We start from the raw sequence: 13,008 nt of genomic DNA on the forward strand, positions 1-13,008 counted from the left end.
GTCTGTAATGGTTCAAAAATCCAATTCGCTAAAACATTTAGCGCTCCAAAAGTTTAAAAAGAACTTTTGGGGCGTTTTTAGTTTCTGTTTTATTGTGTTGGTTGGTTTGGTTGCTATATTCGCTTATGTTATATCACCTGATAATTCGAGGTATGCTAATCAAATGCATTTGACTATTCACTCAAAACCACCGGGGTTTAAAGTTAGTATGCTTGTAATGCCATCGCAGTTGAATGTAAAACAAAGTGGTTTTAATAAGTTGTTTTTTGGTGATATTAATACTGCTACAGAAATCCCAATTTCAGAATTTACTATAAAGGAGAATATGCTGGCCTATACAGAGTATGCTTCAGATGGCTTGGAAGGACAACAGAAGATGATTGACTTGTCCGATTTTAAGGATTATAATACGACCGATCTTGTTAAAGAAAGAACCTTTTATTTTGGGACAGATAAGTATGGGAGGGATATGCTGAGTCGCGTGATGGTAGGGACGCGTATCTCTTTTTTTATAGGCTTTGTTGCGGTTTTTATATCGCTTGTAATTGGCGTGTTTATGGGGAGCGTAGCAGGTTATTTTGGAGGGAAAATCGATGCTCTTGTTATGTGGATTATAAATGTAACCTGGTCTATACCTACGCTGTTACTTGTTATAGCTATAACCTTGGCTTTAGGAAAAGGATTTTGGCAAGTCTTTATTGCTGTTGGTTTAACTATGTGGGTGGAGGTTGCTAGAGTGGTGCGTGGTCAAATAATAAGTGTTAAGGAAATGCAATATGTAACAGCGGCTAGGGCTTTGGGCTTTGGAGATTTTCGGATAATTACCAAGCATATTTTGCCAAATATCATGGCTCCCGTTATTGTTATATCGGCAGCTAATTTTGCAGCAGCCATCTTAATAGAAAGTGGGCTTAGTTTTTTGGGGATTGGAGCACAGCCGCCGATGGCTAGTTGGGGTGCAATGATAAAAGATCATTATAATTACATTATACTAGGGAAACCTTATTTGGCGCTAATACCAGGGTTTTGTATTATGGGCATTGTAATGGCTTTTATGCTGGTTGGAAATGCCTTGCGGGATGCTTTTGATGTGAAAAGCTAAAAAGCGGTTGGTGTTTTTTTAATTCGAACTCGAGTTTATATTGGTATTTAAATTGTCTATATAATGTAATACTTCTTCCTTTCCTGTGTTTTTAGAAGAAGATGTGATAAAATGATTAGGCATTTCTTCCCAAGTCTCTAAAAGAATATTCTTGTAAGCTTCAATGTGGTTGTTAATGGCATTGGGTTTTAGTTTGTCGGCTTTAGTGAATATGATGCTAAAAGGAATGCCATTTTCGCCTAGCCACTGCATAAATTCGAGATCAATGGGTTGAGGAGTGTGTCTAATATCTACCAAAACAAAAGCTGTTACCAATTGTTGTCGAAAACTAAAATATTGCGTTATGAACTTTTGAAAGGTCTTTTTGGAGCTTTTGGAAACCCGAGCGTACCCATAGCCAGGTAAATCGACTAAGTGCCAGTTCTTGTTGATCAAAAAATGATTAATAAGCTGTGTTTTTCCTGGTCTGCCCGATGTTTTTGCTAAACTTTTTCTGTTGGTTAGCATATTGATTAGCGACGATTTGCCAACATTACTACGGCCAATAAAGGCATATTCAGGTAATGTGCCCTTGGGGCATTTGGCAACATCGGAATTGCTCATTACAAATTCAGCAGATTTAATAAGCATTTATTTGTAGCTTTTGATTAAAGTTTATAAGCCTTTTTCTTTTAACCACGCATCCATAATAGTGTTGAATGTCTCAGGATGTTCCATCATGGCAGCATGCCCACATTTGTCTATCCAATACAAATCGGAATTGGGCAGTAGGCTATTAAATTCTTCTGCGACTTCAGGAGGAGTAACAGTGTCGTTTTTTCCCCAAATAATACATGTTGGTAAATGCATATTAGGCAAATCTTTAGCCATATTGTGTCTTATGGCACTTTTTGCAATAGCTAGTGTTTTTATGAGTTTGTTTCGATCATTAACAGTTGTGTAAACTTCGTCAACAATTTCCTTGGTGGCGACCTCAGGATCATAAAACACCTCTTGAGCCTTCTTTTTAATGACTTCGTAATCACTACGCTTGGTGTAACCGCCTCCCATGGCACTTTCATAAAGGCCAGAACTTCCGGTTATAATCAGAGCCTTGACTTTTTCAGGGAAGAGTTTGGTGTGGTATAGGCCTATGTGGCCGCCCAATGAATTGCCTAATAGAATAACATCTTTAAAACCTTTAAACTCAATAAAATCGTATAAGTATTTAGCGAAACTTTTTACATTGGTTTTAAGCAGTGACATAGAGTAGATAGGTAACTCTGGAATTATGATTTTATATCCTTTAGTGCTGAAAAAATTTAAAACAGAATCAAAATTGCTCAACCCACCCATAAGGCCATGTAGTACTATAATTGGCGTACCTTCTCCGGCTTCTACATAACTATAAATTCCTTCTTTTTTTAATCTGTCTGTCATTAATAAGTTGATCATTGCATTAAAAACAAATATAGTTATTTCATTGATATTTCAACTACTTTAATTCAATCTGTAAAAATATTTGCTTTAAAAAATAATGTTAATAAGTATGGTTTCTAATGAGAGTTGGTGTAACCTGTTGATAATTAACAGGTGTAGTGTTTGTAAGGGATGTAAAACGAGGTGGATGCGTATTTGGTCGAAAAATTATCAACAAAGTGGTAGAATGTGGTAAAATGTGGTAAATTTTTCAATATATTTGAAAAACTAACACAATAGCTTTAACCAATCGCATTGGATTCATTAATAGGGACATACGAATGTAAGGTAGATGCAAAAGGCAGACTTATGATGCCTGTTGCGCTTAAAAAGCAACTGTCTCCAGTGTTGGGGGAAGGTTTTGTGTTGCGTCGTTCGGTCTTTCAAAAATGTTTGGAATTGTACCCTATGGCGGAATGGCAGGTGCTAATGCAAAAAATCAACAAGTTAAATAAGTTTAAGAAAAAGAATAACGATTTTATTCGTCGCTTTACGGCGGGAGTTAAAATGGTTGAGGTGGATGTTAATGGGCGCTTGTTGATACCTAAGGATTTGACTGTCTTTGCAAATATTTCTAAGAATATAGTAGTTGCTTCGGCTATTAACATTGTTGAAATATGGGATAAGGACTTGTATGAGCAGGCTATTGACGATGCAGCTGATGACTTTGCGGAATTGGCAGAAGAAGTAATGGGACAAGATGACGATGATTATGGAATATCATAACCCGGTATTATTGAAAGAAACCGTTGATGGACTGGCTGTGAAGCCAGGAGGGACGTATGTTGATGTGACTTTTGGAGGAGGAGGGCATAGTAGGGAGATATTAAGTCGTTTGGGAGAAGGAGGGCGTTTGTTTGCTTTTGATCAAGATCAGGATGCTTTAAAAAATGCTATTGATGACAGTCGGTTTGTGCTGATTAATGAAAACTTTAGGTATCTAAAACGTTTTTTGAGGTTTTATGGCGTGAAGGAGGTGGATGGTGTTTTGGCAGATTTCGGTGTGTCATCGCATCAGTTTGATGTTGCAGAACGCGGTTTCTCAACACGGTTTGAGGCTAATTTGGATATGCGAATGAATCAGCAAAATGAGTTGTCGGCTTTTCATGTGGTCAATGAATATGAAGAAGAGCAGTTAAGGCAGGTGTTTTTGCAATATGGTGAGTTGAGGGCAGCGCCAGCAATGGCAAGGATGATTGTTGCGCATCGAGAGCAAGAGCCAATTGTAACCAGTGAGCAGTTAAAAGCGGTGTTGAAAAAGTTTTTGCCGCCACGATATGAAAACAAAGTGTTGGCGCAAATTTATCAAGCGATCCGTATTGAGGTGAATCAGGAGATTCAGGTTTTAAAAGAGTTTTTAGAACAAACGCCAGAGGTGCTGAAGGTAGGAGGAAGACTGAGTGTTATTTCGTATCACTCACTTGAAGATAGGTTGGTGAAGCGTTTTATTAGGAACGGTATGTTTGAAGGTGAGCCAGAGCGTGATGTCTTTGGGAATTTTGAGGTGCCGCTAAAAAAAGTAAATGGTTTAATTGTGCCATCTAAAGAGGAAATAGAGGTTAATAGCCGAGCCAGAAGTGCTAAGCTTAGAATAGCTGAAAAGATATAATTAACAATATGGCTGCAAAAAGAAGTGTATATAACATATTAAAAGGTACTTTTTTGGTTAGCGATGATGCGTTTAAAAATTGGCGCTTCATCATTTTTATTTCTGTTTTGGCATTGGTCATGATAGCGAGCTCGCACAGTGCAGATAAAAAGGTGTATGAGATTGCGCGACTCAATAATGAGGTGAAAGAGATGCGGTCGGCTTTTGTAGATGGACGTTCAAAGTTTATGCGTCTAAAAATGGAGTCGAATATTATTGAAGAGATGAAAGAAAAAGGGTTGGAACCTTCGGTGGTTCCGCCAAAAAAAATAATGGTTAAATCGCAAAATTAAAGACTTGGCTGTAAACGAGAAGGGCATATTGAATAGATCGTATTTTGTAGCAGGGTGTATGTTCATCTTTGGTATTGCTGTTGTGTTTAAGTTGTTGAGTATTCAATTTGTGCAAGGTGATAAATATAGGGAATTGGTAGAGAAGCGTGCCGTTAAAAATGTGGTTATTCCAGCAAATAGAGGTAATGTATATGCTGATGACGGTAGTTTGTTGGCTACCTCAATACCCAAATACAATATAGCTATTGATGCGGTGACCTCTTCAGTTAAAACTTTTGAGGCTAATATTAAGCCCTTATGTGATTCGTTGGCTAATTATTTGGGGAAAACATCAGCTTATTATCAAAAAGCAATACGTAAAGCACGTGCAAATGGGAATCAATACTATTTGTTGGTGAGGGATATAAGTTATAGCGATTATTTGCGTTTTCGCAATTTTCCATTACTGAGATTAGGAGCAAATAAAGGAGGACTGATTGTGGAACAAAAAGCGAAGCCTGAATTCCCAATGGGGAGCATAGCGAGGCGCACCATAGGATATGAGCGGTTTGATGAAGATGGGCATGTTGCAAGGGCTGGAATAAGCGGTGCTTTTGGGGAGAAATATTTAAGAGGTACAGACGGTAGGCGTTTGAAGCAGAAGATTGGTAAAGGGAAATGGAAGCCAATCACTGATTTTAATCAGGAAGAACCTAAAGATGGTTATGATGTCTATACCACCATTAATGTTAATATTCAGGATATTGCGCATCATGCGCTTTTAGAGCAGTTAGAGAAGTATAAGGCTGATCATGGATGTGTAGTGGTTATGGAAACTAAAACGGGAGAAATAAAGGCGATTTCAAATTTGGGGCGTACTAGTAAAGGTTTTTATTACGAGCGCTTAAACTATGCTGTTGGAGAGAGTCATGAGTCTGGGTCTACGTTCAAGCTTATGGCTGTAACTGCTGCCTTAGAGGATAAATTGATTGATACTAGTGACGTGGTGGATACCGAGAAGGGTGTTTTAAGTTTTTATGGAAAGAAAGTGCGTGATTCGCGTCGTGGCGGCTATGGGAAGATTTCGATTTCTGAAGCTTTTGAGGTGTCTTCAAATACCGGGATAGTTAAGGCTATTGATAAGGCATATGGTAAAAATCCTGAGAAGTTTGTGGATCGCTTGTATGCCATGCATCTTAATAAGGATCTGGATTTGCCTCTAATAGGTGAGCCTAAGCCGATTATTCCTGATCCGAGAGTGAAAAATGGGCGTTGGAGTGGTATAGCCCTGCAGTGGATGGCTTATGGATATGGTGTGTCGTTTACGCCATTGCAAACCTTAGCTTTTTATAATGCGATTGCCAATGATGGAGAATTAGTTAAACCTCAATTTTTAAAAGAAGTTAAGGAATTTGACAAAGTAATTGAGCCATCTAAGAAAGTGGTAATTGATAAGCAAATATGTTCTAAGGAAACGGTGAAAAAGGTTAAGCAACTATTGAAAAATGTGGTTGAAAAAAAGCATGGAACAGGACATCGTCTGTATTCTGAAAATTTTTCGATGGCAGGAAAGACAGGAACATGTCAAAAAGATTATGCGAAAAAGGACAAGATGAATTACATCTCTTCTTTCGCTGGCTTTTTTCCTGCAGATAAGCCCAAGTATTCTTGCATTGTGGTTATTCATGAGCCAGATAAAAGTGTCGGGTATTACGGAGCCGATGTTTCTGGTCCAGTGTTTGAAAAAATTGCGCAAAAAATATTTACAGATACGCCAATAGTTGATGAGGTGCAGTCGCTGGAAGTTAAAAATGCTTCAACGGAAAACGATCATGATAAATTTTATGAAGCGGTTAAATTATATAAAACCGTTATGCCTAATGTTGTAGGGATGCCAGCTATGGACGCATTGGCGCTTTTAGAGAATATGGATGTTAAGGTAAAAGTGAAGTTAGAAGGAAATGGTGTGGTTAGAAAGCAGTCTATAGATAAAGATGCAAAGTTAAAGTTTAATCAGTTAGTTGTATTAAAGGCATCATGATGGTGTTAAAAGACATATTATATAGAGTCCCTATAAACGCGGTGGTAGGTAGTACGGGAGTTGAAATTGATGCGATCGATTTTGATTCTCGTAATATCGCTGCCAATAATATGTTTGTTGCTATTCGTGGATACAAGGTCGATGGTCACGATTTTATAGAGTCGGCAATTAGCCAAGGGGCTAGTGTTGTAATTTGTGAAGTGATGCCAGAGAAGATGACCGAAGGTATTACATATGTTGAAGTTGAGAATGCAAATAAGGCTTTGGCAATTATGGCTTCTAATTTTTATGGCGCACCATCGGAAAACTTAAAACTTGTAGGGGTAACAGGAACCAATGGAAAAACAACAATAGCCAGTTTGTTGTATCAGTTGTTTAAAGAAGCAGGTTTTAAAGTGGGCTTGTTGTCTACTGTTAAAATAATGGTGGACGATACAGTTTACAAGGCTACGCATACTACGCCCGATTCGCTGACGATTAATAAGTACTTAAAGGAAATGAACGATGCCGGTGTTGAGTTTTGCTTTATGGAAGTGAGCTCGCATGGAATCCATCAAAGCAGGACAGAAGGTTTGTGTTTTGAAGGAGGGATATTTACCAACTTGTCCCATGATCACTTAGATTATCATAACACATTTGCAGAATACCGGGATGTGAAAAAGTCGTTTTTTGATGCATTGCCAGAAAAAGCCTTTGCCTTGGTTAATGTCGATGATAAAAACGGTTTGGTAATGCTTCAAAATACCAAGGCTAAGAAGTTTACTTATGCACTAAAGAACTATGCCGATTTTAGGGCTCAAATACTAGAAAATCAGTTTAGTGGCCTATTGTTGAAAATCAACGATAGTGAAGTCTGGACCAGGCTCATTGGAAATTTTAATGCGTATAACGTATTGGCTATTTATGCCACGGCAGAGTTGTTGGGGCTTGAAAAGGAAGAAATACTTCGTTTGTTGAGCTTGCTGGAAAGTGTAAGTGGACGCTTTCAGTATTTTATTTCAGACGAAAAGATAACGGCTATCGTGGATTATGCACACACGCCCGATGCGCTTAAAAATGTACTGGAGACCATTAACAGTATACGTACAAAAAATGAGACCTTAATAACCGTTGTTGGTTGTGGGGGTGATAGAGATAAGACAAAAAGACCAAAAATGGGACACATAGCTTCGGCATTAAGCACTAAAGTTGTGTTTACGAGTGATAACCCTAGAAGCGAAGAGCCTGAAGCTATTTTAAAAGAGGTCGAGGCTGGTGTTGAACCTCAAAACTTTAAAAAGATTTTAACTGTAGAGGATAGAAGGCAAGCTATTAAGGTGGCTTGTCAAATGGCCCAGTCTAATGATATCATTCTTATAGCGGGTAAAGGACATGAAACGTATCAGGAAATAAAAGGAAAACGCTTTGATTTTGATGATTACAAGATCGTTCAGGAATTTTTAAAACAATTAGAAAAGTAGTTTAAAGCCAATGTTGTATTACTTATTTGAGTATTTAGAAAAGCAATTTCAGTTTCCAGGGGCTTCCCTATTTGGTTTTTTAACCTTTAGAGCGGCTTTTGCAATGATTTTGTCTTTGCTTATTTCAACCATTTACGGGAAACGTATCATTCGTTTTTTACAAAAACAACAGGTGGGGGAAACCATTAGGGATCTTGGACTTAAAGGACAGGTGGAAAAAGCAGGGACACCTACCATGGGAGGGGTAATTATTATCCTTGCTACATTGATTCCTGTTTTTCTGTTGGCTAAATTGGAGAATGTATATATTATCCTTTTAATCGTTACAACCCTTTGGATGGGGACTATTGGTTTTATTGATGATTATATTAAGAAATTTAAAAATGATAAAGAAGGCTTAAAGGGGCGCTTTAAAGTACTTGGTCAGGTAGGATTAGGGGTTATTGTCGGTGCGACTTTGTTTTTTCATTCAGACGTAACCATAAAGGAAAAACTGCCATTGGCAGAGCAGCAACAAATATTGAGTGCAGATGCTAATGCAGCGCCCTCTAAGTTGTTTGGGGCAGAAATGCATTCTACAAAAACTACCATTCCTTTTGTAAAAGGGAACGAGTTTGATTACTCCGATATTATTACATGGATACATCCAGATTTAAGTAAGTATGCTTGGGTCATTTTTATTTTGGTGACCATACTTATTGTAACAGCTGTGTCCAATGGGGCTAATCTTACTGATGGTATTGACGGTTTGGCGGCGGGAACCTCGGCTATTATTGTACTTACCCTTGGGATTTTTGCATGGGTTTCCAGTAATATTATTTTTTCAGATTACTTGAATATTATGTACATCCCGCGAGTGGAAGAAATCACAATTTATATAGCGGCTTTTGCAGGAGCACTTATAGGTTTCTTGTGGTACAATACATTTCCAGCCCAGGTTTTTATGGGCGATACAGGGAGTCTGACAATTGGAGGTATTATTGCTGTTATAGCCATAGCGGTTAGAAAGGAATGGTTAATACCTGTATTGTGTGGCATTTTTGTGGCTGAGAATCTGTCGGTAGTACTTCAGGTAACTTGGTTTAAATATACCAGGAAAAAGTATGGGGAGGGGCGTCGCATATTTAAAATGGCACCACTGCATCACCATTTTCAGAAATCGGGATATCATGAAAGCAAGATAACAACCCGTTTTTGGATCATTGGGATTCTATTGGCTATTATATCGATTGTCACGTTGAAGATTAGATAGATGAAAAAGTTGGTTGTGCTTGGAGGAGGAGAAAGCGGTGTGGGAGCAGCACTTTTGGGAAAAGTAAAGAATTATGATGTTTTTGTCTCTGATAAAGGAGTAATTAAAGAAAAATATAAAGACGTTCTTATACATAATGAGATTGAATGGGAGGAGGGTATGCATTCTGAAGCAAAGATTCTGAGTGCCGATGTCGTTATGAAAAGCCCAGGGATACCAGATAAGGCTTCGTTGGTAAAGAAAATCAGGAAGCAAGGTGTTAAGGTTGTGTCCGAAATTGAGTTTGCTTCTGGGTATACTAATGCAACAATTGTTGGTATAACAGGTAGCAATGGTAAAACCACTACGGCAACTTTGACGCATCATATATTAAGCCAGGAGATAGAAGTGGGGCTAGCTGGTAATATTGGAGATAGCTTTTCGAAGCAAGTTCTCGAATATGATTATCCAAACTACGTGTTGGAGATTAGTAGTTTTCAGTTGGACGATATCATTGACTTTAAGCCAGGCATAGCCGTAATTACCAATATCACGCCCGATCATTTAGATCGATACGATTACAAATTTGAAAATTACATCGCGTCAAAGTTTAGAATTGCCGAAAATCAGACAAAAGATGATTTTTTAATCTATGATGCAGATGATGAAGTAATAGTTAATTGGTTAAAAAAGTACCCAGTTCAATCGACATTAGTACCATTTTCATTAACACAATTTGTGGAAAATGGTGTGTATTTAGATAAAGAAAATATAACAATAACAATAGATAACAATTATATAATTATGCCAACAACAAGCCTGACATTAGAAGGGAAGCACAATGTTAAAAATGCTATGGCAGCCTCGGCTGTAGCGCACTTATTAAAAATAAGAAAACAAACCATTCGAGAAAGTTTGGAAAACTTCCAAGCGGTTGAGCATAGGTTAGAGCACGTTTTAAAAATTAATAAAGTGCAGTATATAAACGATTCCAAGGCAACCAATGTAAATGCTACATACTATGCTCTGGAAAGTATGGATGCGCCTACCGTTTGGATTGTTGGCGGAGAAGATAAAGGAAACAATTATGAAGAATTATTTTCGTTTGTAAATGAAAAGGTGAAAGCTATTATTTGCTTAGGCGTAGATAACGAAAAGCTTATGCGAACCTTTGGTAACATGGTTGATGTTATTGTCGAGACTCAGTATATGAGTGAGGCAGTAAAGATAGCTTATAAAATTGCAGAGAGTGGAGATAATGTGTTATTGTCGCCCGCATGTGCAAGCTTTGATTTATTTGAAAATTATGAAGATCGCGGGCGCCAGTTTAAGGAAGCCGTGAGAAACTTATAGGTAAAATTAGGTATATGTGGTAGCGATATATTGTAAAAAAAGTGCAAGAAGTATTTAAAAACATAAAAGGAGATCGTTTAATTTGGGCAATAGCGGCGTTGTTGGCTATTTTCTCATTCTTACCTGTTTACAGTGCAGCTAGTGATTTGGCATACGATACAGGAGATGGCAATACCTTTGTGTTTTTTGTCAAGCACTTTATGCATCTTTTCTTGGGGTTTGTAATTATGTATGGAGTTCATAAAATACCCTATCGTTACTTTAGGGGGCTATCACTAATAATGATTCCCTTTGTTTTGGTGCTCTTGGTGGTTACAATGCTGCAAGGTACAGTTATGGGAGGTGCCAGTGCTAGTAGGTGGATTAGAATTCCGATTGTAGGTGTGTCTTTTCAAACATCTACTTTTGCCTTTGTGGTGCTTATGGTCTATGTAGCTCGGTATATGTCAAAGATTAAAGAAAAGACAATTACGTTTAAAGAGTCCATATTGCCCTTGTGGGGACCAGTATTTTTAGTGTTGGCTTTAATCTTGCCATCTAATTTTTCCACAGCAGCCATTATGTTTTCTATGGTAACTGTATTGGTGTTTTTGGGAGGGTATCCCGTGCGTTATCTGGGGGTTATATTTGGTTTTGGGATTGTGGCCTTGGTATTTTTTATAATGGTAGCAAAACTCACTACAGGACCTCTAAATGTAAAAGTTACTACTTGGGAGAATAGAATTAAGAATTATTCTAACGGAGAAGATACAGAGGCAGATTATCAAATAGAAAAGGCTAAGATAGCCATTGCATCAGGAGGAATTCAAGGAGTAGGGCCTGGAAAAAGTATTCAAAAGAACTTTTTACCGCAGTCATCGTCCGATTTCATTTTTGCAATTATTGTTGAGGAATACGGTCTGATAGGAGGTTTTGTCTTGGTGATCTTGTATATGTGGTTACTGTTTAGAATTGTTATTGTATCGCAAAAAGCCGATACGGTTTTCGGGAAATTATTGGTGCTGGGGGTGGGCTTGCCTATAGTCTTTCAGGCATTTATTAATATGGCAGTAGCTGTTGAGCTGTTTCCTGTAACAGGACAAACGTTACCTTTAATTAGTAGTGGAGGAACCTCTATTTGGATGACCTGTTTGGCAATTGGAATTATATTGAGTGTAAGTGTAAAACGGGAAGAGATTAAAGAACAGGAAAAAGAAAGCTTTGAAGACAATCCGTTAGAAATTTTAACGGAAACGATATAACATGAGTGACTAATCATAAAACCTGCAAGGTTTTTTAAAGCCTTGTGGGTTTTGAAAAAAGATTGAAAAAAGAAGTTGTTTTCCTAGTAGGGAAAGATTAAAAGAAATGAAAAGATATAAGATCATATTGTCTGGAGGCGGAACAGGGGGGCATATTTACCCTGCCATCGCTATTGCCAACGAATTAAAAAAGCGATTCCCCGAAGCGGAGTTTTTGTTTGTTGGTGCCAAGGATCGTATGGAGATGGAAAAAGTGCCTCAGGCAGGATACGCTATCAAAGGTTTGTGGATTTCAGGAATTCAGCGACGATTAACATTAAAGAACCTGATGTTTCCGTTTAAGCTAATAAGTAGTTTGTGGAATGCCCGAAAAATTGTCAAGACTTTTAAGCCCGATGTGGTAATAGGGACTGGAGGTTTTGCCAGTGGTCCCATGCTGCAAGTGGCAGCGTCCAATAATGTGCCGTGCTTAATACAAGAACAAAATTCATTCCCGGGAATAACCAATAAACTATTGGCTAGGAAAGTAGATAAAATATGTGTGGCTTACGATGCTCTGGATCGTTTTTTTCCAGAAGATAAAATTATAAAAACGGGAAATCCAGTAAGACAAGATTTATTAGATATTGATACGAAAGCAGTTGAAGCTAAAAATTTTTTCAACTTAAAGCATGGAAAGTATACGTTACTGGTGTTGGGAGGTAGTCTGGGGGCTAGACGTATCAATGAGCTTATAGAGAAAGAATTGGATTTTTTAGATACTAAAAATGTTCAAATAATATGGCAATGTGGCAAGTTGTATTATCAGCAATATAGAATTTATAACCATACCAAGGATGTGCAAGTCTATGAGTTCTTGAATAATATGGATTATGCTTATGCTGCAGCCGATATAGTTATATCAAGAGCCGGAGCAAGTTCGGTTTCCGAATTGTGTATTGTAGGTAAACCAGTAATTTTTATACCATCTCCTAATGTAGCCGAAGATCACCAGACTAAAAATGCAATGGCGATTGTAGAGCAGGATGCAGCAATGTTGATTCAGGAGAAAGATCTAGAAGTTGATTTTGAACATCGGTTTTCACAGCTTATAGCGTCTCCAGAAAAACAAAAACAGATGGGGAGCAATATAAAGAAAATGGCATTGGTAAATGCAACAATTGAAATAGCGGACGAAGTAGAAAAACTTCTCAATAAATAGT

12 protein-coding genes are annotated in these 13,008 nt (G+C 37.8%); 10 read left to right on the forward strand and 2 right to left on the reverse strand.

Annotated elements, in window-relative coordinates:
* The first annotated feature begins 7 nt into the window (after positions 1–7).
* Entirely contained in the window at positions 8–1,102 is a 1,095-nt protein-coding gene (locus ABD792_RS14770; RefSeq protein WP_345007050.1) for an ABC transporter permease, read from the forward strand.
* A gap of 18 nt (positions 1,103–1,120) precedes the next feature.
* Here ABD792_RS14770 and yihA read toward each other — a convergent pair whose 3' ends face one another.
* A complete protein-coding gene (gene yihA, locus ABD792_RS14775) occupies positions 1,121–1,732 on the reverse strand; it encodes a ribosome biogenesis GTP-binding protein YihA/YsxC (protein WP_345007052.1) in 612 nt (203 codons plus the stop codon).
* A gap of 24 nt (positions 1,733–1,756) precedes the next feature.
* Entirely contained in the window at positions 1,757–2,521 is a 765-nt protein-coding gene (locus ABD792_RS14780; protein ID WP_345007053.1) for an alpha/beta fold hydrolase, read from the reverse strand.
* A 294-nt stretch (positions 2,522–2,815) separates the two neighbouring features.
* Between ABD792_RS14780 and mraZ the strand changes: the two genes are divergently transcribed.
* The 9 genes from mraZ (at position 2,816) to murG (ending at position 13,007) form a co-directional block, all read left to right on the forward strand.
* The gene (mraZ, locus tag ABD792_RS14785; RefSeq protein ID WP_345007054.1) at positions 2,816–3,286 is read left to right on the forward strand and encodes a division/cell wall cluster transcriptional repressor MraZ; all 471 of its coding nucleotides are present in this window, start codon (positions 2,816–2,818) and stop codon (positions 3,284–3,286) included.
* Positions 3,261–4,169, forward strand: a complete 909-nt coding sequence (gene rsmH, locus ABD792_RS14790) for a 16S rRNA (cytosine(1402)-N(4))-methyltransferase RsmH (protein WP_345007055.1) — start codon at positions 3,261–3,263, stop codon at positions 4,167–4,169. Before mraZ ends, rsmH begins: the two co-directional genes overlap by 26 nt.
* An 8-nt stretch (positions 4,170–4,177) precedes the next feature.
* Positions 4,178–4,501, forward strand: a complete 324-nt coding sequence (locus tag ABD792_RS14795; RefSeq protein WP_345007056.1) for an FtsL-like putative cell division protein — start codon at positions 4,178–4,180, stop codon at positions 4,499–4,501.
* A 58-nt stretch (positions 4,502–4,559) separates the two neighbouring features.
* Positions 4,560–6,521 carry a penicillin-binding protein gene (locus ABD792_RS14800; RefSeq protein ID WP_345007120.1) on the forward strand — a complete coding sequence of 654 codons (1,962 nt, stop codon included), beginning with the start codon at positions 4,560–4,562 and terminating at the stop codon, positions 6,519–6,521.
* Positions 6,518–7,981, forward strand: coding sequence for a UDP-N-acetylmuramoyl-L-alanyl-D-glutamate--2,6-diaminopimelate ligase (locus ABD792_RS14805; protein WP_345007057.1), 1,464 nt, complete (start codon positions 6,518–6,520; stop codon positions 7,979–7,981). The genes ABD792_RS14800 and ABD792_RS14805 overlap by 4 nt, the downstream gene beginning before the upstream one ends.
* A gap of 10 nt (positions 7,982–7,991) precedes the next feature.
* Positions 7,992–9,233 (forward strand): phospho-N-acetylmuramoyl-pentapeptide-transferase, encoded by a 1,242-nt coding sequence (gene mraY / locus ABD792_RS14810; RefSeq protein ID WP_345007058.1) that lies wholly within the window; start codon positions 7,992–7,994, stop codon positions 9,231–9,233.
* Positions 9,234–10,565: a UDP-N-acetylmuramoyl-L-alanine--D-glutamate ligase gene (gene murD / locus ABD792_RS14815; RefSeq protein WP_345007060.1), complete on the forward strand. Its 1,332-nt coding sequence runs from the start codon at positions 9,234–9,236 to the stop codon at positions 10,563–10,565.
* A gap of 41 nt (positions 10,566–10,606) precedes the next feature.
* A complete protein-coding gene (locus tag ABD792_RS14820) occupies positions 10,607–11,806 on the forward strand; it encodes an FtsW/RodA/SpoVE family cell cycle protein (protein ID WP_345007061.1) in 1,200 nt (399 codons plus the stop codon).
* 106 nt (positions 11,807–11,912) lie between these two features.
* A complete protein-coding gene (murG, locus tag ABD792_RS14825; RefSeq protein ID WP_345007062.1) occupies positions 11,913–13,007 on the forward strand; it encodes an undecaprenyldiphospho-muramoylpentapeptide beta-N-acetylglucosaminyltransferase in 1,095 nt (364 codons plus the stop codon).
* Position 13,008: the final 1 nt, after the last annotated feature.

The organism is Snuella lapsa (genome assembly GCF_039539345.1).
Lineage (GTDB): Bacteria > Bacteroidota > Bacteroidia > Flavobacteriales > Flavobacteriaceae > Snuella > Snuella lapsa.

Coding starts and splice junctions, on each gene's coding strand:
- ABD792_RS14770 (WP_345007050.1), top strand. CDS start 8: ATGGTTCAAAAATCCAATTCGCTAAAACATTTAGCGCTCCAAAAGTTT.
- yihA (WP_345007052.1), bottom strand. CDS start 1,732: ATGCTTATTAAATCTGCTGAATTTGTAATGAGCAATTCCGATGTTGCC.
- ABD792_RS14780 (WP_345007053.1), bottom strand. CDS start 2,521: ATGACAGACAGATTAAAAAAAGAAGGAATTTATAGTTATGTAGAAGCC.
- rsmH (WP_345007055.1), top strand. CDS start 3,261: ATGACGATGATTATGGAATATCATAACCCGGTATTATTGAAAGAAACC.
- ABD792_RS14795 (WP_345007056.1), top strand. CDS start 4,178: ATGGCTGCAAAAAGAAGTGTATATAACATATTAAAAGGTACTTTTTTG.
- ABD792_RS14800 (WP_345007120.1), top strand. CDS start 4,560: ATGTTCATCTTTGGTATTGCTGTTGTGTTTAAGTTGTTGAGTATTCAA.
- ABD792_RS14805 (WP_345007057.1), top strand. CDS start 6,518: ATGATGGTGTTAAAAGACATATTATATAGAGTCCCTATAAACGCGGTG.
- mraY (WP_345007058.1), top strand. CDS start 7,992: ATGTTGTATTACTTATTTGAGTATTTAGAAAAGCAATTTCAGTTTCCA.
- murD (WP_345007060.1), top strand. CDS start 9,234: ATGAAAAAGTTGGTTGTGCTTGGAGGAGGAGAAAGCGGTGTGGGAGCA.
- murG (WP_345007062.1), top strand. CDS start 11,913: ATGAAAAGATATAAGATCATATTGTCTGGAGGCGGAACAGGGGGGCAT.